General features: G+C 35.9%; 22 protein-coding genes. 9 read left to right on the plus strand and 13 right to left on the minus strand.

Translation table 11 applies throughout. The features are described from left to right. Positions 1-402 precede the first annotated feature (402 nt). Positions 403-1,095 (minus strand): Fic family protein, encoded by a 693-nt coding sequence (locus tag AC3B5D_RS08365; protein WP_489840477.1) that lies wholly within the window; start codon positions 1,093-1,095, stop codon positions 403-405. Positions 1,096-1,244: 149 nt separating this feature from the next. Beyond that, positions 1,245-2,183 carry a nucleoside hydrolase gene (locus tag AC3B5D_RS08370; RefSeq protein ID WP_489840476.1) on the minus strand — a complete coding sequence of 313 codons (939 nt, stop codon included), beginning with the start codon at positions 2,181-2,183 and terminating at the stop codon, positions 1,245-1,247. Positions 2,184-2,412: 229 nt separating this feature from the next. Between AC3B5D_RS08370 and AC3B5D_RS08375 the strand changes: the two genes are divergently transcribed. The 3 genes from AC3B5D_RS08375 (at position 2,413) to AC3B5D_RS08385 (ending at position 4,472) form a co-directional block, all read left to right on the plus strand. Next, positions 2,413-2,868: a GNAT family N-acetyltransferase gene (locus AC3B5D_RS08375; protein ID WP_489840475.1), complete on the plus strand. Its 456-nt coding sequence runs from the start codon at positions 2,413-2,415 to the stop codon at positions 2,866-2,868. A gap of 1 nt (position 2,869) precedes the next feature. Continuing rightward, positions 2,870-3,466, plus strand: a complete 597-nt coding sequence (locus AC3B5D_RS08380) for a hypothetical protein (RefSeq protein ID WP_489840474.1) — start codon at positions 2,870-2,872, stop codon at positions 3,464-3,466. Between the two features lie 82 nt (positions 3,467-3,548). Further along, positions 3,549-4,472: a 2-dehydropantoate 2-reductase gene (locus tag AC3B5D_RS08385; protein WP_489840473.1), complete on the plus strand. Its 924-nt coding sequence runs from the start codon at positions 3,549-3,551 to the stop codon at positions 4,470-4,472. 303 nt (positions 4,473-4,775) lie between these two features. On the opposite strand, the gene AC3B5D_RS08390 is transcribed toward AC3B5D_RS08385, so the two are convergent. From AC3B5D_RS08390 to AC3B5D_RS08400, 3 genes are all read right to left on the minus strand, one after another. Beyond that, positions 4,776-5,228, minus strand: coding sequence for a DUF3021 domain-containing protein (locus AC3B5D_RS08390; RefSeq protein WP_489840472.1), 453 nt, complete (start codon positions 5,226-5,228; stop codon positions 4,776-4,778). Further along, entirely contained in the window at positions 5,225-5,650 is a 426-nt protein-coding gene (locus AC3B5D_RS08395; RefSeq protein ID WP_489840611.1) for a LytTR family DNA-binding domain-containing protein, read from the minus strand. The genes AC3B5D_RS08390 and AC3B5D_RS08395 overlap by 4 nt, the downstream gene beginning before the upstream one ends. Positions 5,651-5,798: 148 nt before the next feature. Then, a complete protein-coding gene (locus AC3B5D_RS08400) occupies positions 5,799-5,939 on the minus strand; it encodes a hypothetical protein (RefSeq protein ID WP_489840471.1) in 141 nt (46 codons plus the stop codon). A gap of 72 nt (positions 5,940-6,011) precedes the next feature. Between AC3B5D_RS08400 and AC3B5D_RS08405 the strand changes: the two genes are divergently transcribed. After that, positions 6,012-6,953 (plus strand): LacI family DNA-binding transcriptional regulator, encoded by a 942-nt coding sequence (locus AC3B5D_RS08405; RefSeq protein WP_489840470.1) that lies wholly within the window; start codon positions 6,012-6,014, stop codon positions 6,951-6,953. Between the two features lie 34 nt (positions 6,954-6,987). Beyond that, the gene (locus AC3B5D_RS08410; protein ID WP_489840469.1) at positions 6,988-7,329 is read left to right on the plus strand and encodes an MmcQ/YjbR family DNA-binding protein; all 342 of its coding nucleotides are present in this window, start codon (positions 6,988-6,990) and stop codon (positions 7,327-7,329) included. A gap of 45 nt (positions 7,330-7,374) precedes the next feature. On the opposite strand, the gene AC3B5D_RS08415 is transcribed toward AC3B5D_RS08410, so the two are convergent. After that, positions 7,375-9,432 (minus strand): heavy metal translocating P-type ATPase, encoded by a 2,058-nt coding sequence (locus tag AC3B5D_RS08415; RefSeq protein ID WP_489840610.1) that lies wholly within the window; start codon positions 9,430-9,432, stop codon positions 7,375-7,377. Positions 9,433-9,895: 463 nt separating this feature from the next. Between AC3B5D_RS08415 and AC3B5D_RS08420 the strand changes: the two genes are divergently transcribed. Continuing rightward, positions 9,896-10,399, plus strand: coding sequence for a YbhB/YbcL family Raf kinase inhibitor-like protein (locus AC3B5D_RS08420; RefSeq protein ID WP_489840468.1), 504 nt, complete (start codon positions 9,896-9,898; stop codon positions 10,397-10,399). A gap of 261 nt (positions 10,400-10,660) precedes the next feature. Here the strand turns inward: AC3B5D_RS08420 and AC3B5D_RS08425 are convergent, their stop codons facing one another. Together AC3B5D_RS08425 and AC3B5D_RS08430 are read right to left on the minus strand one after the other, a co-directional pair. Further along, complete coding sequence (locus tag AC3B5D_RS08425; protein WP_489840467.1) at positions 10,661-11,650, minus strand: D-2-hydroxyacid dehydrogenase; 990 nt, start codon at positions 11,648-11,650, stop codon at positions 10,661-10,663. Between the two features lie 14 nt (positions 11,651-11,664). Continuing rightward, a complete protein-coding gene (locus tag AC3B5D_RS08430) occupies positions 11,665-12,855 on the minus strand; it encodes an aminotransferase class I/II-fold pyridoxal phosphate-dependent enzyme (RefSeq protein WP_489840466.1) in 1,191 nt (396 codons plus the stop codon). Between the two features lie 413 nt (positions 12,856-13,268). On the opposite strand from AC3B5D_RS08430, the gene AC3B5D_RS08435 reads away from it, so the two are divergent. Continuing rightward, on the plus strand, positions 13,269-13,865 hold the full coding sequence (locus tag AC3B5D_RS08435) for a sugar O-acetyltransferase (protein ID WP_489840465.1): 597 nt from the start codon (positions 13,269-13,271) through the stop codon (positions 13,863-13,865). Between the two features lie 63 nt (positions 13,866-13,928). On the opposite strand, the gene AC3B5D_RS08440 is transcribed toward AC3B5D_RS08435, so the two are convergent. The 3 genes from AC3B5D_RS08440 to AC3B5D_RS08450 all read right to left on the minus strand — a co-directional run bounded on the left by AC3B5D_RS08440 (position 13,929) and on the right by AC3B5D_RS08450 (position 15,935). Next, positions 13,929-14,534, minus strand: a complete 606-nt coding sequence (locus tag AC3B5D_RS08440; RefSeq protein ID WP_489840464.1) for a sugar O-acetyltransferase — start codon at positions 14,532-14,534, stop codon at positions 13,929-13,931. Between the two features lie 125 nt (positions 14,535-14,659). Continuing rightward, complete coding sequence (locus AC3B5D_RS08445; RefSeq protein ID WP_489840463.1) at positions 14,660-15,757, minus strand: SLC13 family permease; 1,098 nt, start codon at positions 15,755-15,757, stop codon at positions 14,660-14,662. Between the two features lie 4 nt (positions 15,758-15,761). Next, positions 15,762-15,935, minus strand: a complete 174-nt coding sequence (locus AC3B5D_RS08450) for a hypothetical protein (RefSeq protein ID WP_489840462.1) — start codon at positions 15,933-15,935, stop codon at positions 15,762-15,764. Between the two features lie 439 nt (positions 15,936-16,374). Between AC3B5D_RS08450 and AC3B5D_RS08455 the strand changes: the two genes are divergently transcribed. Then, a complete protein-coding gene (locus AC3B5D_RS08455) occupies positions 16,375-17,973 on the plus strand; it encodes an APC family permease (RefSeq protein WP_489840461.1) in 1,599 nt (532 codons plus the stop codon). 224 nt (positions 17,974-18,197) lie between these two features. On the opposite strand, the gene AC3B5D_RS08460 is transcribed toward AC3B5D_RS08455, so the two are convergent. Further along, complete coding sequence (locus tag AC3B5D_RS08460; protein ID WP_489840460.1) at positions 18,198-18,782, minus strand: TetR/AcrR family transcriptional regulator; 585 nt, start codon at positions 18,780-18,782, stop codon at positions 18,198-18,200. A gap of 113 nt (positions 18,783-18,895) precedes the next feature. On the opposite strand from AC3B5D_RS08460, the gene AC3B5D_RS08465 reads away from it, so the two are divergent. Beyond that, entirely contained in the window at positions 18,896-20,149 is a 1,254-nt protein-coding gene (locus AC3B5D_RS08465) for a YhgE/Pip domain-containing protein (protein WP_489840459.1), read from the plus strand. A 44-nt stretch (positions 20,150-20,193) separates the two neighbouring features. Here the strand turns inward: AC3B5D_RS08465 and AC3B5D_RS08470 are convergent, their stop codons facing one another. Continuing rightward, entirely contained in the window at positions 20,194-20,790 is a 597-nt protein-coding gene (locus AC3B5D_RS08470; protein WP_489840458.1) for a TVP38/TMEM64 family protein, read from the minus strand. Positions 20,791-20,807 lie beyond the last annotated feature (17 nt).

The raw sequence follows: 20,807 nt of genomic DNA on the forward strand, positions 1-20,807 counted from the left end.
CAAACACTTTTAACGGTTTATTAATAAACAAAAAGCTCATAAATTTGATGTAATGACCATCAAATTAATGAGCAGTTTTCACAAACTCAATGAGACAATTTCACGATTTTCATGCTATTTGAAATTGAGCCTAATTTTAACTATTAAATCTTCAAAAATAGGTAAATTAATTAGCGAAATATTATCCAAGTACAATGTTATTCATCATAAGTTTTTGTTGGATAAATTGCTGGTTTTAAGTGAACATATAGTCAAGTGTTAAGTGGAAAAGTGAGCTCGTTATTACTATCTAGATGATTAATTTAGTAAATGTAGGCAATATCAACAATGTGGAATACACATTTCAATTTTTTTGACATCCAATTATGTATTGTTTTTTGGATCAAATTACTTATATAAACTTTATTTGTTGTACCGCACTTCTAAGCCCTGAATACCATTTTGGTATGTCCACTCTTTAATGGTTTGCATGTCATTTGTGTCATAAAAATCAGCAATTAACTCATTCCACTTAGCCCATTTATCTAACGGCACATTAATAAGGCCTGCACCACCGTCAATCATAATTTTATTAGCAACTAAAGTAGCCGTCCGTTTATTCCCATCCCAAAAAATTTGTTGCCGCATATTATGATACATAACTGTTAAGGCTTTATCCGTAGTTGTTCGTTCTGAACTTAATAAATTTTGTAGATATGTTTGTTCAGTTTTTTCATCAACCATAGGGAGCTCAAAATATTTATTTTGTCCTAAATGAACACCTCCTGTTCCTTGCCGTAACTCACCAGGTACTAAAGCATCTTCGGCAGCCACAATTTTATTGATTTCTTTTTCCAGTGACAAAGTTAAGGGAACTTCTTGCATTGTGACATATTGCCAACCACGTTTTAAATTAACAATTGTTAAAACATCTGCCACTGGCACACCTGCAACACTCATGCCATCCATAATTGTTTGCGTTTGCGGTAAAGTCGTATTGACTCCCTCAAAACGGGCATTAGTATATACTAACTTGGTAAAATTTGATCGTGCAAAGCGCCGATTTTCTTCGGGTGTAAAACAATATATATCAAGATATTGTTGTGAGCGTGTCATTAAAATTTCCTCCTCATGTTATATATATCATTTATTCACGTTTCATTATTATAATCCGAATGAAAAACGCCAATTATCTAATTTATAGAAAATATACCATCAAAAAATACGACAATCCATACAGATTATCGTATTTTTCAAAGTTTTATTTACTTATCGCCTAATTTGGCTAATTCATCGATTTTATCATAAAAAGCAGCTGCATCTACACTCGTGACAAAAGTAATTTCACGACCATCATCTGTTTGATAAGTACGACCTTCTGATTCACCAGTCGTGATAACATCCGTTTTTACTTGTACTGATTCGACTAATTCTGGATAGCGACTAGCTAATGTTGTTAGCACATCCCATAAATAGTAGATTGAATTGGCTTCAAAAGAGTGAACTAATGAGTAGCCCTGACCTATCAAATCAATGGCTGGATGCTGACGTTGCTTTGCCCAACGTGACCGCAATTCGGGTGTCAATGGCACCTGATCAGTACTATCCAAACCAACCATCACAATCTTTAAATCAGAATCCCAAACACGCTTAACTGCTTCTGCATCCCAGTAAGCATTCCATTCCATCGTATCATCAGCACCTGGCTCAGCAACGTTACCCTTACTATTAAGCGCACCGCCCATCCAGTGTAAACTTTCAATATTCTCGGTAATGCTTGGATCAACCTCTAAGGCACGAGCTAAATCTGATAAGGGACCAGTCATAACAAGGGTCACTTTTTCTTCAGATGCCTTAATTTTATCAATCATATCAAGGTGTCCTGGTTTTTCAGCAACTGGTGTTTTTGGTGTCCCGTGTTCGTTTAAAATTGGAAAATCATCAAAAGAAAATGAACTTAAACGCCATTCTTTTGGAAATTGATGACTTGCACGTGAGTTTGACTTCGCAATGTCTAATGGTTGACGCCCTTCATGACCAAATAAATCAACAATCTTTCTTGATGCCGAAACTGACGGTTCAACGTACCCATCAGCATCAGTCACCCCAACACCCAAAAGATTAACATCCGGCATCTGTAACAAAAGTAATAATGATACTAAATCATCAACGTTGCCATCGTGATTGAAATACACGTTTATCATTAAAAATTCCCCACTAATTCTCGTTATTTTCTTTAAACAATACGAAATTTAGCCACGCTAGTCAAGTTAAAAATTCGGAAAACACACTTTTTACTTTCTAAATTTTAAATCATTGTTACCGAAATCAGAATATTTAATTGATAATACGTAAAATTTATATGCTAATATAAAGCATTAGGGAAAATTTTTATAATTACCTAATCAGGTAATCACTAAAAGGATATTATTTATGACAAAAAAACAATTAATTATTAAAAATACTGATGAACTCACAAGTTCAAATATGATAACCATTATGCAAGAGCGCACCAAAGTATTCGTTGTTGAACAAGAGTGTGCCTATCAAGAAGTTGATCAAGCCGACTTTAAAGCCCGCCATGTCTGCCTGACGATTGATGATCAATTAGTTGCCTATACTCGAATTATCGCTGATGATAATCCGCAGTATATTCGTTTTGGTCGTGTACTTGTCGCAAAGTCTTTCCGTGGTCAGCATTATGGTCGCGAAATTGTTTCAGCAACCATTCAAGAAATTCACCGTATTTATCCTAATCAAGCCATTAAAATTGGTGCACAAAACTATCTACGTCAATTTTATGAATCATTTGGATTCAAACCGGTTTCTGACGTCTATTTAGAAGACAACATTCCTCATATTGATATGACTTTAGTTGGAGGACATTAGTTTGCAATATCTTGTTTTAATTGGTGCTGCCTGTTCTATTATATTTGGCTCATTCTATTTAATAGCGACTCTGCAGGGCAAAGTACAACCTAATAAAGTGACTTGGTTATTGTGGGGTATTTCTCCCTTAATCTCTGTTGTTGCAAGCATTTCAGCTAGCGGATTTGATTGGGCAATTTTGCCTGTTTTTATGGCTGGATTTATGCCAATGCTCGTGTTTATTGCATCGCTCTTTAATAAATCTGCTTATTGGCAATTAAATACCATTGATTATTTATGTGGTCTTGTTGCTATCTTTGCATTAATTATTTGGCAACTAACTAATAATCCAATCTTAGCAATTGTGTTTTCAATTTTAAGTGATGGAATTGCATCTATTCCAACTTTACGTAAGGCCTGGTTCTATCCGACAACCGAGACACCTGTTTATTACTCAGGTGGCGTTATTTCTGCAACAACTGGTATTCTTGCTGCGACAACACATTGGTCATTTAGTACCTATGCATTTCCTGTTTATCTATTAATACTGAACACCTCATTAATGCTTATCGTGATTAAGCGAAAGCACCTGTTATCGACCAACAAGATGGCTTCCTAAATTAGCGATCCTATATTCAATGTAAATCTGATAAAATGATTCTATGAGCTATACAAAAATGCTTTTATAGAAAGGATACATCATGAAAATAGCAATTGCGGGTAGTGGCGCTATGGGAAGCCGTTTTGGCTACATGCTCCAACAATCTGGTAATGAAGTCACACTATTGGATCTATGGCCAGAACATATTGCCAATATTAATAAAAACGGTCTTTCTGTAGAAATAGCTGGAAAACAACAGTTTGTTAAAATTCCAGCTGCTTTTCCTGAAGATGTTCATGATCACTTTGATCTGATTTTACTATTTACAAAAGCTATGCAGTTAAGTGATATGCTTAAAAGAATTGCACATTTATTAACTGACAAGACGGCTATTTTATGTTTATCAAACGGTATTGGTAATTTAGAAACTATTCAAAAGGTTGCTCCAAACCTAGCTTTGCTAGTGGGTACCACTTTATGGACTAGCGAGTTAATTGGTCCTGGAGCTATTGCTTTGAATGGTTCAGGTTATATTGAATTTCAAGCAATTAAAAATGTTTCACATGAAACAGTTGTTAAAATTAACAATACTTTAAATGAAGCCGGATTAGATGCTCGACAAAGCGATAATGTTTTATTGTCTATTTGGAAAAAAGCTTGTTTAAATAGTGTGCTAAATACACTATGCACCATTTTAGATTGTAAGATTATGGATCTTAACAAAAGTGATGCTACACCAATGCTAATACAGCAAATCGTTAATGAGTTTACAGCTGTTGCTCAAGCCAAAGACATTCCTTTAACTGTTGAATTAGCGATGGCAACGATTAATGCATCACTAGCGCCTGATCAAGCTGGCGACCACTATCCATCAATGCATCAAGATATTGCATCTGGTCGTCGTACGGAAATTGACTATCTCAATGGTGCAATTGCACGTATGGGAAAAGAGCAAAGTATTCCTACCCCAATAAACGAATTCATTACAAGGTTGATCCACGCTCGAGAAGACATTGTATTGTAATTAGAAAAAGCGACTTGATTAAAAATTAAGTCGCTTTTTATTTATCAAAATATCAAAGTTTGTTTTGTATCTTTTGATACGATTTGTACTTGATTACCTGAAATTTGTACATATTTAAAGTTACTAAAATATATTTTTAATTTATAAGAATGATTTATTTATCATACCAACTTATTTTTTGAATATTTTCATTTTATTATTTTAGATGATACCGTAATCAAGCACACAGACCAAATCTGCTTGGTATGTTTCTTCCAAATAATGAATCATTAAAATAATCTTAACTCTTCCCATTTTTGTAAATTATTTATTTTTAATTTTTTTATTGATAGCATCAATACTTCTTTTCACACGAATCATTGTATAACTCCAAGTGGCAACATATATAATAACGAAGACAATCAATTCACTTGCAATACTGTTAATATTTAACGGATACCATCCTGCAAAATAAGCAATCATCATAAACCCTAAAACTGTTATGACAAAATGGGTTAGTGTTTGTCGCGTCAAACTCCAATTTTCTTTTTGAAATAATATTGACGTAGTTGAAAAAAGTGATCCAATTAATGCCCATAGGATAATAGCAACAGTAAATGCATGTAACGAACTAGAAAAGTGCTCAGCAAATCGTGCTTCGTATGGTTGGTAAATTTGGCTGCCTCGTCCATAATCATTTAGCAGTGAAACTAACAGCCCATATGTAATTCCAAAAGGCATGCCCATAAAGAAACGTTTCGTCATTTGTCGAATCATATACCTAACCTCCTCCTTATTTTTGAAACAAATCGTCGCGATACATAGGTTTCTTCTTTAGTGATTAGAATTAATTTAATGTTTCCACTACCACTCAGTTCCAGATGATCAATAAAATCAAAATTGATAATCTCACCACTCGAAATTTGAATGAATTTTTCTGGTAATAATGCTACTAATTGATAGATGCGCTGTTTCGCTCGATACATACCTGAATCAGTTTGCACGTGAACTTCACCAGATGATGTCATAATTCTAATTATTTTATCTGACTGCAATGGGACTACTGTCTTACCTTGATATCCCCATAATTGCGTGTGTTGTTGTTGTAAATTATTGACAATTGCTTGCATTTCAGGAGTTATTTTTTTGACATGAAAATCAATGTGTTCTGGCTGGTCATCATCTATAAAAAAATTCACTTTCAATTGAATAATGCTCCTTTCCAATAAGTCTTATATTTTATAAGCATTATTATACCTGATTTATTCTCATCAATATTTAATTTTATATAATTGGTCAATTTAATTGATTAATCGGTGCAAATTTTTTTATAAACGTTAGTGCTTTTTAAAATGACCATTTAACTGATGCTAGTAACTCACCTTGAGTAGCTATGTTTGCTACGCCAATTACTGTAAGGCAAAATGGCAATGAACTAGCAATCACACCACCAATGTTACCCCAAATCGTTTGCCAGTTTATCTTCATACAATATTCATGGTATTATGAAATTAGAAATTTTAGAAAGCGTTTTCAGTGTAAAGCATCGAGGTCAATATTATGGTTTCAATATCAGACGTGGCAAGCGAAGCTCATGTATCAAAAATGACTGTTTCTCGTGTGATCAATCATCCTGAACAGGTATCATCTGAAATTAAAACAGATGTTCAACGGGTCATTGAACAATTAGGTTATGTACAAAATCGTGCTGGTAGAGCACTAGCAAATAATCGTCATTACAATATTGCCTTTATCTTGTTAGACGATATTAACGAAATTGAACCCTATTACGCCCACTTACTGATGCACTTAACCGATGCCTTACAAGCAAAAGGTTATACTTTAGAAATGCGTCATGATCGTAATTTTGATTTAACAAATGTTGATGGTTTCTTAGTCAGCGGTGCTCGCCAAACAGATTTCGATGTTCTACATAACTTACCGATTCCAGTTGTATTGTACGGTACCGAATCTGGTGTCACATCCGTGGACATTGACAATACAGCAGGTACATATTTAGCAACGCAACTACTACTGAATCAAAACTATCAACGTATCCTATTCTTAGGTATGGACATTGATGAACCGTTTGAAACAAACCGTGAAAACGGCTACCACAAGGCAATGCAAGTTGCTGGCTATCAGCCTGAAATTCATCGTTTACCAAACGATGAACATGTTGTCCAAGACTTCTTTATGAACGATAATTTAGTTGCCCATACAGGCATTGTAGCCGCAACAGATCGTTTGGGACTTGGTGCGCTACGTGCTAGTCGTGAACAAGGATTACAAGTACCTACCGAGGTTGGCATTGTCGGGTTTGATGGTATATACATTCACCAATTAGCTGAACAACCATTGACAACAATACAACAACCCCTTAAAAAAATTGCTGAACACATGGTGAAGTTATTATTGGCAGAATTAGCTGGGAAAAATGTAGACTCTGTCTATGTACTGCCAGAATTAATCATTGGTGAGACAACTTTACCAACAAACTAGTCTCGTATTATTATCATATTTTAGGAGACTTTTCATGAAACGTCAGGAATTAATTAATCTTGTTAAAACACATACCAATTCATTCGAAGATTATCCATTCAATGGTGGTAAACGTACTGAAAAAATTCTTTGGACCGTGATGAAACAAAAGACTAATGGTAAAATCATTGCCTTGATTTTTGAAAAAGATGGTGAATTACTGATTGATCTGAAATTGCTACCTGAACATGGCGAATTAATGCGTGAACGCCAAGGTATTTTCCCCGGCTACCATATGAATAAAACCCATTGGAATACCATTTCTGTTAACAATACAGATGTCTCAAAAAAAGAACTATTGCATATGATTCATGAAAGTAGTTCCTTAACATCATAAAAAGCAGCATCACATAACAACTCGTTATCTGATGCTGCTTTGTAGCTATTCAACTTTTAACGTTAGTGCATTAATGGCAACGATAATTGTACTTAATGACATCAACACCGCCCCTACCATTGGGCTTAATACAAATCCAACTGGCGCTAAAATACCTGCTGCTAATGGGATTGCAACAATATTATAACCAGCTCCCCACCAAAGATTTTGGGTCATCTTCCGTGTGGTCCGCTGTGCTAATTCAATAAATTGGATAATATCATGTGGATCACTCTTAACTAATACCACGTCTGCCGATTCAATGGCAACATCTGTCCCACTACCAATGGCAACACCAATGTCCGCACGGGCTAAACTGGGTGCATCGTTCACACCATCACCAATCATCATGACTTTTCCCATTTTCTGATACTTTTTGACAGCTTTTTCTTTGTCTTCAGGTAGTAATTGTGCTTTAAACTCTTTTATGCCTAATTCTTTGGCAACGCCTTGGGCTGTTTGTTGATTATCACCAGTTAACATCACGGGTATCATTCCCTGCTCCTGCAATCTTGTCACTAACTGCTTTGCTGCTGGCTTAATTTGATCACCCTGTGCAACAAATCCTAATACCTGATCATTCTGTACAAGGAAACTTAATGAATTACCTTCACTTGCTAACTTATCAAAGTGTTGATTATCAATGGCTAGCTTATTTTTCTCTAAATAACCAGGTGAAACAATGAAATAATCCTGATTATCTACTTGTCCTTTTAAGCCCACACCTTTAATTTGATCACTATTAACCGTCTGATATGAAATATTTTCTTTTTGTGCTTTCTTTGTGATACCAACAGCTAGTGGATGTGACGAACCTGACTCTAACGTGGCCATCATCCGTAATATATCATGATTTGACAGATCATTAGTCAAGCTACCATATGCATTAACCTTAAAATTTCCCTCTGTTAAGGTCCCGGTCTTATCCATTAACACATATTTCAACGCTTTAACCTGTTCCATGGCATTACGATCACGAATTAACAATCCCTTTTTAGCGCTTAAAGAAGTACTTCTAGCAATAACTAACGGAATAGCCAATCCCAGTGCATGTGGACAAGCAATGATCAAAACAGTCACTGCACGTGGTAAAGCTGTTGCTAAATCACTTATCACCCACCAAGCAATAAAGCTGATCACCGCTACCGTTAATGCCACATAAAATAGCCAAGATGCAACACGATCAGCAATATTTTCACGATCTGACTTTTCATTTTGTGCAGATGTAACCATCTTTGTCACTTGTGCCAAAAAACTATTTTCACCAATTCCGGTAACTTTAATTTGAATTGTCCCATCCCCATTAACAGAACCACCAAAAACTTTAGCATCAACTTGTTTTTGAACTAACTTTGCCTCACCTGTAACCATCGCTTCATTGACGGCTGATTCACCTTTAATAACTTGCCCATCAGCTGGTATTTTTTCACCACCACGAACAATTAAATGATCACCTGTGACAACATCTTGTAATTTCACGTCAATGATTTGTCCCTGATCATTAATTAAATGTGCCTGATTAGGTAATAATTTTACTAATTCATTAAGTGCTGAACCAGCATGACTGACCGCATTCATTTCAATCCAATGACCCAACAACATAATGTCAACCAATGTCGCCAATTCCCAAAAGAAATCCATCACATGTGGTGAAACATGTAACATATTGTTCACCACAACTGAATAAATACTGTAAACATATGCAACGGTAATACCCATTGTAATCAAGGTCATCATTGCTGGTTTTCTTTCTTGTAATTCTCCTTTTGCACCAATAAAGAATGGCATACCACCGTAAAAGAAGATAATTGTCCCTAATAGGGCAACTACCCAGTCACTACCTTGAAAATAAATAAGTGGTTGATTCATCCCCATCATTGATGACATCAATAATAAGGGAATCGTTATAATAATTGACCACCAAAATTTCTTTTTTAAATTACCCATGTGCATCATGTGACCACCATGCATCATCATATCATCATGCCCCATATCAGATTGATGATGCATATCCATCTGTTCCTCATGCATCTCCATATTCATATGTTCTTCATGTTCATTCATGTTCATCTGATTAAGCCCCCTTCGTTTCATATTCTATCGATAGTTTACAATTGTAAACAAAAAATAGCAACTAAAATCTATTTCAATAAGTATTACCAATTGGTAGTCACCAAAGTTAATGAGATACTTTTATAAAAAATAACTACTTAATCAGCAATAAAACACTGCCTTTGACAAAATTAGCAATGGCGCAAACATTGATTTCTCATTAGGTATTTTCTTTGCACGTCGTCTGAAAATGTCTATTAACACTGATTCTTTAAATAACACTTTTATTGTCGCATAGTCATGCCACAATTCTTAATGTTTTGAATAATCAATTACGCCGCTGTTTCATTCACTCTCAGCAAGTCATCATTTTAGTCCATTGAATGGGTATAGAAATTATTGTAGATTGTTAACAATTGCGCTATTTGAATAGACATGTTAGATTAAATCTAATCATAATTTTGGAGGCTTTTTCATGAAAATCGATGTGACATTAGATAACAACCATTTCATACCGGATAAATATGCAAAATTTGCGCCAGCAGAATATCGCTTGGATGATACACCTGTCGTTAATTTTCCAATCCGGGTACATGATATTCCCACGGGCACAGCATCACTTTCAGTTGTATTTATTGACTACGATTCTGTACCCGTTGCTGGATTTGTTTGGATTCATTGGTTAGCTGCTAATTTACCAGTAAGTGATATTCCTGAAGACATTGCTCATAAAGACATTTCATACGTACCAGGTACTAATTCAAAATATGCACAATATCGTTTAGATAATCCAACACTAACGCAAAGTTATACTGGACCAATGCCACCTGATAAAACTCATGATTACACTATTAAAGTGTTTGCACTAGATACTAAATTAGATCTCAAAGCTGGCTATTTCTTAAATGATTTCCGACGCGCCATTAAAGGTCACGTTCTGGCAGTTGATTCATTAGACTTACCTGCACGAAGTAACTAATGTTTCATGTGAAACATTAGCTGTTCATCAAACATATAAATGAAAAGGGACTGAGACATAAGTCGTTATAATCAGCTGAAAAAGGCGCTAATCTATCAATTTTGATTGGTAGATTAGCGCCTTTAAACGTGTTCCAAAAAACCGGAGTCTCACTATAACAACAATTAGGCGCTTCCGGTTCTTCGTTATACTGCAAACCAAAATCATCTAATTGTTGTTACAATCGGCTTCAAAGCATCTTTTTTCACACTCTCTTAAATTTTATCCAACTTGATGTGCAATTGTCTTGCCATTAATAATAGCTAACGTATCATCCAAACTAATATCTACCATGTTTTGCACAGCAATATTAGTATAGAACCCAACATGAGGCGTAATAATAACATTATCAAATTCTCGTAACGTGATTAAATCTTGATTTGGTAACTGCTGTCCACGTAAATCAAAATTGAAGAAAGTCTCTTCACCAACCATCGTATCTAATGCTGCTCCTGCTAATCGTTTCTCGCGCAAAGCAGCGATCAATGCTGTTGTATCCACTACTGGACCGCGACATTCATTGATTAAGTATGCTGTCGGTTTCATTTGTGCTAATGCTGCTGCATTTATTAATCCCTGTGATGTTTCATTTAAATCAACATGTAAACAAATAACATCTGCTTGTTGTAAGACTTCTTCAAATGATTTAAACGTTAACACATCATCTAGCTCATGATTTGGTTTAATGTCATAAGCAATCACATTTGCATTCAATGCATGAAATAACCGAGCAGCAGTCCCACCAATTCGTCCAGCACCAATAATACCAATCGTTAATGAATGAATTTCACTACCTTGCAAACCAGCCCAACGAAAATCTTGTTCTCGGACACGTTGATCAACTAATTCTTGTTTCCTAATCAAACGTAGTGTATGTGTCAAAGACAACTCAGCAACTGACCGTGGTGAATAAGCAGGTACATTACTAACCACAAGTCCATTGGTCTTAGCTGCTTGAACATCGATCACATCATAGCCAGCTGTTCTTGTTGTTATTTGTTTGATGCCAAGTTCATGCAAACGTGGATAAACGTCTGACTCAATTTGACTACGTTGCTGAATTACTACCCCATCATAACCAGCAACCTTATCAACTGTATCTGAATGTAATTCCCATTCAGCTATTGTTAAATCAATATTTGGATGCTGTTCACCCCATGATTTAATCGCTGTTTCTTCATCTGGTCGAACACTCAATAACAAAATTTTCATTTCTATTTGCTCCTTTAATCTATACTACTCTGTGTTGCCCGTTGCTTGGCAACATATTCCTGTAACTGGGTCATACCACGTTTAATTTCGGTCATACTGGTGGCATAACTCATTCTGAGATAATGTTCACCACCAGGTCCAAAGTAAGATCCTGGTACCGCTGCAACACCCCCTTGTTTCGCTAAATCATATGCAAATACTTCATCATCCTTTTCTAAATCAGATGGCATCTTGGTATAAATATAAAATGCTCCCTCTGGCTTCACGGTTTCAAAGCCTAATTCATCCAACGTTTCTAAAATAAAGTCTCGCCGTTGCCGATATTCATCTCTCATAGGCAATGCATCATCCTGCCCATGTCCAAGAGCTTCTGTTGCAGCATCTTGCGCCACTGTTGCGGCACTTGTGATCGTAAACTGATGGATCTTGCTTAACTCATCACTAATTGCTTTGGGTGCACATAGGAAGCCAATTCGCCAACCAGTCATTGCATGTGATTTTGAAACACCCGTAATTAAGATGGTCTGTTCTCGTAATGATTTCACTAATGACGTATGCGGTTGATCATAGTTTAATTCACTATATATCTCGTCACATAATACAAAAATCGGCTTACCCCGCAGAACATCTCCTAAGGCATCTAACTCAGCTTGTGAATACACAACCCCAGTTGGATTACTTGGATAATTAAGGACAACCATTTTCACATCATCGCCAACCCGATTTAACGTCTCAATGAGTACCGTTGGTGTTAATTTAAATCCAGTTGATGACGTATCGACTAAAATTGGTTGACCACCTGCCACTGTGACATCTGCAATATACAATGGGAATGTTGGTGTCGGAATAATGACTTTATCACCTGGGTTGAGTACTGAATTAATGGCTGTATAAATTGCTTCAGTTGCCCCTTCTGTCACAATGATTTCATCTGGTGCATACGTTTGTTGATATTTAGTGGCTAAGAAATTGCTAGCTTGTTCTCGTAATGCCTGTGTCCCATTAGCAGGAGCATAATGCGAATGATTTTCTTGAATACTATGAATAGCAGCTTGTTGAATATGCTCTGGTACATCAAAATCTGGTTCACCAATCGTAAAATTAACAATATTCGGTATTTGTTGTGCAAAATTTGCAAATGCTAAAATGCTCGAAGCTTTGACATCTGCTAGTCGTCTATTAAGATGCGTTGTCATGTCCATCATTTTTCTCCTTTAATCATTAATACAAGTATGATTTCTACGAAAAAAAGCCCTCTTGATTGAAAACAATCTCAAGGGTCATTACAGACATGTCATTCTCCCCCAACAGATTATTTTCTAACCTGTTGGGCTTTTTAAATCGAGCCAAATCGCTCTCATTCCCACAGGTACAAACATGATCTCGTGTTTGTACCTAATATTAGTTAGACACAAACACTACCTAAAGAAACGAAAGTAATAGTTCCAGTTATTCAATTTTGTCATATTGTGTAATTTCATGAATAATAACTCCTGGCTCTTAATATAGTTCTAATCATAGTCTAATTTAATGAGATTTGTCAACGAAAAATTGTGATGATTTTTAAAAAAAACACTTTGTGCTAACCTAGTGTTAACGTTTTATTGAGGGGGATAACATGAATTTAGAAGAAAAATTTGCGTATATGGCCACTGGCAAAACATATAATGACTTAGATCCACTTTTAGTAGCCGAACGACATCGTTCAACCAAGTTAACGACTGAAATCAACGCTGAAACTGATCCAGAAAAAAAAGAACAGCTCATCCAGCATTTATTTGGTAGTACTGGTATTGCACCTGATCTTAACCCAAATTTTCGATGTGAGTTTGGTCGTAACATTCATGTTGGTGATTATTTTTATGCGAATTATGACGCTGTCATCTTAGATGGTGCGAAAGTAACGATTGGTGATCGTGTACTTTTTGGTCCTAAAGTTGGCCTATACACAAGTAATCATTCCTTTGATGCACGTGAACGTGAATTGGGTGGTTGTATCGCTAAGCCAATTACAATTGGTAATCGATGCTGGCTAGCTGCAAATGTCACTGTTCTGCCAGGTGTGACCATTGGTGACGATGTCATCATTGGTGCTGGCAGCGTGGTGACCCATGACATACCAAGTCATGTTGTCGCAGTTGGCAATCCTTGTCATATATTACGTCAAATCACTGATGATGATAAAACTGGTTTTATCGGTCAAGACTTTGTTTAAACAAAAAAACTGAGAAGCGACAAGCTGAACAAGTTGTTTAGATGTTACCTCTCAGTTTTTAGTTTATACGTGACGGATAATTCGTGCAGGGTTGCCTGCAACCACCGTATTACTAGGCATATCGTGAGTTACCACGCTACCAGCACCAACAACAACGTTATCACCAATCGTGACACCAGGTAGTACGATAACTGAACCCCCAAACCAACAATCATCACCTATCGTGATTGGCAAATCATATTGCCAATTTTCGCGCCGTAATTGCTTATTATTAGGGTGATGATTTGGCGTGTATAACTGCGTATTAGGTCCCAAGAAGCAATTTTTACCAATCGTTATTTTACCAGCACTTAAGATAGTGAAATTCAAATTAATAAATGTGCCTTGGTCAATAAATAAGTTATCAGGATATTCAATATTAACAACTGGAAAATAAACTTCCACATCGTCAGCCATATTTGGCACTAATTGATGTAACGCTTTTAATGCTTTATCAAAATCAGTAATCGCAATCTGATTAATTTTTTGAATGGCCTGCGTACTTGCTTTAACAATCGCCTGCAACTGAGGTTCCTGACCATATTGATACCAATCACCATCGGCTATCTTATCAAAGATAGGCTTTTTCGCTAAAGCTGCAACATCTGGTTCGTCTAATTTTTTAGGCATAGTCTCTCTCCGACTCACGATAAAAGTTAAACTCTCATTAGTTATTATAAATGTTTTAAAAACAACTGAATAGTTTTTTATCAAAAAAGACCCGATGATTTTCATCGGATCTAGCTATCTTTCAATTATAGACCAAATAATACTAATAGTACTGCAGCCATAACAAAATTCAGCACCATGAATAACTTTAAGAACGTTGAAGATGAATCTGGTTCAATTTGGCGATAAACACGAAAGCCAATTAAATTAGCCATAGAAGCAATAATGGTTCCTAATCCACCAATATTCGTTCCTAGAAACAACTCATGTGCATGATTCGTAAATGTCGAAATTAAAATTGTTGATGGCACATTTGAAATGATTTGGCTTAATGCAAAACTACCAAATAAGACATGTGCCGGCGTATCAAATAGGGAACTAACTAAATCTTGTACGATATGTATGTTGGCTAAATTGTTAGTTGCAATAAAAAAGAACAAGAATGTGGTTAATAATCCATAATCCACCATTTTATATATTTTATGATTATAAATAAGGAATATAATCAACATAATTGGTACAACCGTATTAAAGGGTAACCAACCAAAAATGGTCGCAATTAAAATCAAACCTGTCACAACCAAAAAGAATAATTGACGCCGGTCAATGCTTTCAACGGGTTTTAAATCGATAGACAGCGGTGTTGCTTTGATAAATCGCGTAATAATAAACATTAAAATCATAGATGCAATGGTCAATGAGATTGACCAACCAAAGAACTCACCAACGCCAATCCCATAATGCCCGAATAAGAACAAATTTTGTGATTTACCAAATGGAAATAAAATTGCCCCTGAATTAGCAGCCATGATAATCAGCGTTGAGCCGATAATTTTTAGTTGTGTTGATAAACTTGATGCTAATCGTAAGTAAATTGGCATTAATGTCAAAATTGCAATATCGTTTGAAAGTAACATTGCCCCAAAAAACGATAGAAATGTCACACTTGTCATTAACGCTCGAGCATGATGACTACGACTAACTAACCAGACAGATACCGCATGTAAGACACCTGCATTTTCTAATAAACTAACCCAGATCATCATAGTCATCAAACTAAAGATGGTATGCCAATTAACTGCTCCTAAATCAGGCACCACAAAAAAAGAAGTGACAACTGCCAGCACCATACTGACAGTAAACATGATGTCACTTTTTAAGTACGTAAAAATACGATTCACCATGCACTTATTTCTCTTTCTCGATTGCCTGACTTTTGGCATTCGCTAATCGAATAATTTCATATGATTTTGCTGCCATTAAAGATGTTATCCCCACTGATAATGTCATCACAGGTACCAACAACACGGCGAGCTTTGCAGTTGTCATTTCGACATTGTCATGATGCTTTTTAAAAATCATGCCTTATCTCCTTAAATGATCCTCAAAATAATAACGTTGCAAGTATATTATCGAAAAATATCATGGCAGACGCAACAAATTACTTGTAACATAGGAATCTTTAAAAAAGGGGGTAATTATTATTTTTAGTTAAAAACCGCCTTATTTACCCCACTATCAGGTATTCATTCGCATTATAACGAACAATAACAACTTTTATTAAAACTTTTATTAGTATTTTTGTTGTAACAATCTTTACAATAAATTGACAGCCTATTTATAATCATCAAAAATTCTTTACAACTGCTATACAAACTACTTGAAATCGTTTTCTGTTTGTTTTCAATCAAATTAAATGCTTTCTTATTTAATAAATCTATTAAAATTGCCTCGATAATCCCTAATTTGGTATTATTTCATAAATTTGTTACAATATTGGCTATTACCTGAAGGAGGTATTATGAAGTCAAATAAAACAAAAAAGATTGGCTTATTTCAACTTGTCATGCTGACGCTCGGATCATTAATTGGTTCAGGTTGGTTATTTGGATCATGGGAGGCAACCCGCGTCGCTGGTCCAGCAGCAATTATTTCTTGGGTGATTGGTGGTGTCGTTATCGCATCAATTGCGTACAACTATATTGAACTAGGCACAATGTTCCCTGAAGCTGGGGGTATGAGCCGTTATGCCCAGTACTCACATGGACCTTTACTTGGTTTTATTTCTTCTTGGTCTAACTGGGTATCTTTGATTGCTTTGATTCCGATTGAAGCAGTCGCCGCCGTTCAATATATGAGTTCATGGCCGTGGTCATGGGCTAATTGGACTAACCAATTTTTCAGTAATGGTGAAATTACTACACCTGGACTATTGCTAGTCTTTGGTTTTATGTTAGTATTTACCCTTATTAATTTTTGGTCAGTCACCTTACTAACAAAGTTCACTAATTTTATTTCTATTTTCAAAATAGGTATTCCGGCCATTACGGTTATCATGTTGATACTTTCAAGTTTTCACCCTGGTAATTATGGTCACTCAATGCATGAATTCATGCCTTATGGTTCTGCGCCTATCTTTTCAGCAACGGCAACAGCTGGTATTATTTTTTCGTTTAATGCCTTCCAAACAGTTATTAACATGGGAAGCGAAATCAAAAACACGAAAAAGAATATTAATCGTGGTATCTTCTTATCATTACTAATTAGTGGTGTTATTTATGTGTTAATTCAAAGTGCCTTTATCACAGCCATTGATCCTAGTATACTAGCAAAGCATGGTTGGAACGGCATTAACTTCAGTTCACCGTTTGCTGACTTAGCAATTCTACTAGGCATTCACTGGCTATCTGTCCTACTTTACCTTGACGCGTTCATCTCACCTGTGGGTACTGGTGTATCATTTGCTGCTTCAACTGGTCGAGTACTATACGCTATGGAAAGTAACAAGCACATGCCAAAGTACTTAGGTAAACTTACTGGTAAATTCCAGATGCCACACGCTGCAATGATCACTAATTTTGTTATTAGTATGATCATGGTTTCGGTATTTCGTTCATGGTCAACACTGGCAACCGTTATCTGTGCATCAACATTGATTGCTTACTTAACAGGACCAGTTACTGCCGTTGCCTTTAGACGTTTAGGGGCTGATTTCAAACGTCCCGTTAAATTGCGCTTCTTATCAATTATTGCTCCGATAGCGTTCGTATTAGCTTCACTAGCAATTTACTGGTCAATGTGGCCAACGACTGTTGAAGTTATTATTGTTATCATGCTTGGATTACCGATATATTTCTATTATGAATATAAGGCCAAACACAATGATACCTTCAAAGCTTTCAAATCAGCGCTATGGTTAATTGTTTATCTTGTCTTTATTTCAATCATTTCATTTGCTGGTAGTCATGAATTCAACGGAATTGGTTGGATTCATTATCCATGGGATTTTGTCGTCATTATTGTCGTCTCACTAATTTTCTATTACTGGGGTGTCAAAAGTGCCAAGGTCTTCCCTGATTTATATCAAGCAAAAAAGTTAAACGATACAGTTAAAGAATAGATTATAAAAAGAGAGCGAGACAAAAGTCGTTTTGAAGCCGGGGTGTAACGTAATTTGCGCTATTTTTGGCCGTAGCAAAGCGAAGGACAGGAATGACGTAAATTGCGTTACATTGAGGCTTCAGACTTTTGGAACGCGTTTATGCTATAAAAATTACAGGCTTATAATTCAAATATTTTAGCAAAACGAGGTTGGAACATTTTCTTTTGTCCCAACCTCGTTTTTTAGATTAATTTACCTATCCCTTGCGTCACAAACGTCCCAATAAATGTTTCGATATCCTGTTTTGTAAAGCGACTATCACTACTCCACAAACTAATTAATCCCAAAATTGCTGAGCTTGTATAATTTGCTAATAATTCTTGCTGTTTATCAGAATGCCGTCCAGTATGATTACCAAGTTTAGTAACTGTTGCCATCCCTTCATCCAACAAAAAATCCTTAAACTTCACGTAAAAATGATTATCCCCTAAACGATTTAATAAGGTATCAATCATCTCTAAATTATTAGAAATTGTATCTAACAACGGCGTAATAATCGTCGGCACCAGTTGAATTTCATTTAATGAATTAACTTGTTTTAACAGCTGTTCGTGTTCAATATAGAATTTATTCAAAATGCTTTCTTCGCAGTCCTCAATTAAAGCCTCTTTATTTTCAAAGTAACGATAAAATGAGCCCCGATCAATTTGGGCTTTTTTTGTAATATCAGAAACTCTAACTTCTGTTGCGGGTATTTCTTGCAAAATCTCAATAAATGCCCGCACAATTTTCTGTTTTGTGTGTGCTGTTCGATCAAGTTGTTTCAAAATCTGTCCCCCTATACAACACATTATTCATATCTGTTGTACTCTTTCATTTACTCACATATTATAATACAACATGTTGTTGGATAAATAATAGGATAAGGGAGAATATATTTATGTGGAAAGTCATTTCTAGTAAAATGTTTTGGCTATATGCAGTTGCCATTTTCGCAGTATTAGCAATTTTTTCATTTGCACAAATCGGCGCTCGTAATTCCGTAGAGCTGAAGCAATTACCAATTGCTGTTGTCAACAATTCTGGCGACAAGCAAAGTAAAGCAATTATTGATAAGCTTGAAGACAAGTTTGATGATGATGACGCCCAATTTAAGTTGATCAACGTCAAAAATGAAAACAAACTACAAAATGGTTTGGATAATAAGAAGTACTACGGTGCTTTGGTCATTGATAAAAACTTTGATAAGAGTTTAGCAGGTCAACAAAACTACCTTAAAGGATTGGTCATCCAAGCTAAGACAAAGGACTTACCTAAGGAAACTATCGCTGGTAATCCTCAGTTAAAGGCTCAAACTGAAGCTGCGGCTGGACTCACTAAGGCGTTACCATCGCAAGCTAAAGTTAAAATCATTACTAACCAAGGTATGAATGCAACCGCATCTTCTGTTGTTACAACTGCACTACCTAAAATCATTAACGGTCTAAGTACAGGTGTTTCACAAAAAATGCAAAATGTCTTAACAGAAAATAAAATCACATTATCACCTGCACAATGGCAGACGATTAATCAACCAATCACTTCAACGACTAAAGTTATGAACAAAATTCCTGATAAGAGTGTTAGCGGTATGGCGTCATTATTGATGGTTGTTATTTCATGGTTAGGTTCACTAATTGGCACTATTCTACTCTGGCGTGAACACAAAAAGCGCTCTGAAAATGGTCATTTCAATGCTAGCCTGGTTACCAGTCAAATCATAACGGGTATTGTGCTAGCAGCTATTATTAGCTTAACGATTTATTTCTTTGCTCACATTTGCTTCGATGTTCCTGTTCCTAATACTGGTAATTTCTTGTTAACAATCGGCTTTAGCGCCTTCATTTTCTACCTAATCCAAACTTTCATTGTGGATTGGTTGGGATTTGCTGGTGCACCGATTCTCGTCATTATCATGTTGCTATCAATGGGTGTCCTAACATATCCAAAGGAAATGTTAACACCACTATTCGCAAATGGTATTTACAGCTGGACGCCATTACGCTTCCCATTGGATATGATTACTAACAGCCTATATATTCATGGCACCCCTGCTTCAAACATGACTGATATTATTGTCTTGTTATGCATTGGTGTTGGCTCAATAATTTTCATGTATCTATCAATGTTAAAGAAGCCTAAGGCTAAAAAATAAAGTATAACGACAAAAAGGAAAGTTCCACGTGGAACTTTCCTTTTTTAGTTGCCTATTAATTTTAATAACCAATCAGCACCATACAACATCGCCATACTATAAATAAAAATAGATAACGGCTTACCAAGTACAATAATTAGTGTAAATTCACGCCACGTCATTTCGGTTAAACTTGTCAGTAACACCAACGCATCATCAGGTGCAACTGGTGAAAAAATTAGCAATGCAAATGTCCAATGCCACCCTTTTGAATCTAATCGATGCATATATTTGTTCAGTGTATCTTCACTCACAAATATATCAATAACTCGGCGACCATATCGCCGTCCTAACCAGAATAATATTATTGATCCCAGTACAATACCGACATAATTATAAACAAAACCTAACCACGGACCAAACATGACTACTCCCGCAGCTAATGAAACACCTCCTGGTAAGATTGGGATAACAACTTGGACAATCTGTACGAATACAAACAGTATGGGCGCCCAAATACCATATTTTTTGAGTAACTTAATCAGTGAATCTGTATCATTAAAAACACCAATCCGATACAAATGAATCACTAGCCATCCCAATAATACCAACATCATAACCGACAATATTTTTATCAATAAACGTATATAGCGTATTCGCATGTCATCCCCCAAGACCG

The organism is Weissella sp. ESL1177 (assembly GCF_058107185.1).

What these genes read in the sequence shown, in the direction of transcription:
- AC3B5D_RS08390 (WP_489840472.1), bottom strand. Translation starts at nt 5,228, where the DNA reads ATGATTCGACAAATGACGAAACGTTTCTTTATGGGCATGCCTTTTGGA.
- AC3B5D_RS08445 (WP_489840463.1), bottom strand. Translation starts at nt 15,757, where the DNA reads ATGGTGAATCGTATTTTTACGTACTTAAAAAGTGACATCATGTTTACT.
- AC3B5D_RS08430 (WP_489840466.1), bottom strand. Translation starts at nt 12,855, where the DNA reads ATGATGGACATGACAACGCATCTTAATAGACGACTAGCAGATGTCAAA.
- AC3B5D_RS08425 (WP_489840467.1), bottom strand. Translation starts at nt 11,650, where the DNA reads ATGAAAATTTTGTTATTGAGTGTTCGACCAGATGAAGAAACAGCGATT.
- AC3B5D_RS08405 (WP_489840470.1), top strand. Translation starts at nt 6,012, where the DNA reads ATGGTTTCAATATCAGACGTGGCAAGCGAAGCTCATGTATCAAAAATG.
- AC3B5D_RS08370 (WP_489840476.1), bottom strand. Translation starts at nt 2,183, where the DNA reads ATGATAAACGTGTATTTCAATCACGATGGCAACGTTGATGATTTAGTA.
- AC3B5D_RS08435 (WP_489840465.1), top strand. Translation starts at nt 13,269, where the DNA reads ATGAATTTAGAAGAAAAATTTGCGTATATGGCCACTGGCAAAACATAT.
- AC3B5D_RS08420 (WP_489840468.1), top strand. Translation starts at nt 9,896, where the DNA reads ATGAAAATCGATGTGACATTAGATAACAACCATTTCATACCGGATAAA.
- AC3B5D_RS08465 (WP_489840459.1), top strand. Translation starts at nt 18,896, where the DNA reads ATGTGGAAAGTCATTTCTAGTAAAATGTTTTGGCTATATGCAGTTGCC.
- AC3B5D_RS08385 (WP_489840473.1), top strand. Translation starts at nt 3,549, where the DNA reads ATGAAAATAGCAATTGCGGGTAGTGGCGCTATGGGAAGCCGTTTTGGC.
- AC3B5D_RS08410 (WP_489840469.1), top strand. Translation starts at nt 6,988, where the DNA reads ATGAAACGTCAGGAATTAATTAATCTTGTTAAAACACATACCAATTCA.
- AC3B5D_RS08400 (WP_489840471.1), bottom strand. Translation starts at nt 5,939, where the DNA reads ATGAAGATAAACTGGCAAACGATTTGGGGTAACATTGGTGGTGTGATT.
- AC3B5D_RS08450 (WP_489840462.1), bottom strand. Translation starts at nt 15,935, where the DNA reads ATGATTTTTAAAAAGCATCATGACAATGTCGAAATGACAACTGCAAAG.
- AC3B5D_RS08365 (WP_489840477.1), bottom strand. Translation starts at nt 1,095, where the DNA reads ATGACACGCTCACAACAATATCTTGATATATATTGTTTTACACCCGAA.
- AC3B5D_RS08415 (WP_489840610.1), bottom strand. Translation starts at nt 9,432, where the DNA reads ATGAATGAACATGAAGAACATATGAATATGGAGATGCATGAGGAACAG.
- AC3B5D_RS08470 (WP_489840458.1), bottom strand. Translation starts at nt 20,790, where the DNA reads ATGCGAATACGCTATATACGTTTATTGATAAAAATATTGTCGGTTATG.
- AC3B5D_RS08375 (WP_489840475.1), top strand. Translation starts at nt 2,413, where the DNA reads ATGACAAAAAAACAATTAATTATTAAAAATACTGATGAACTCACAAGT.
- AC3B5D_RS08440 (WP_489840464.1), bottom strand. Translation starts at nt 14,534, where the DNA reads ATGCCTAAAAAATTAGACGAACCAGATGTTGCAGCTTTAGCGAAAAAG.
- AC3B5D_RS08455 (WP_489840461.1), top strand. Translation starts at nt 16,375, where the DNA reads ATGAAGTCAAATAAAACAAAAAAGATTGGCTTATTTCAACTTGTCATG.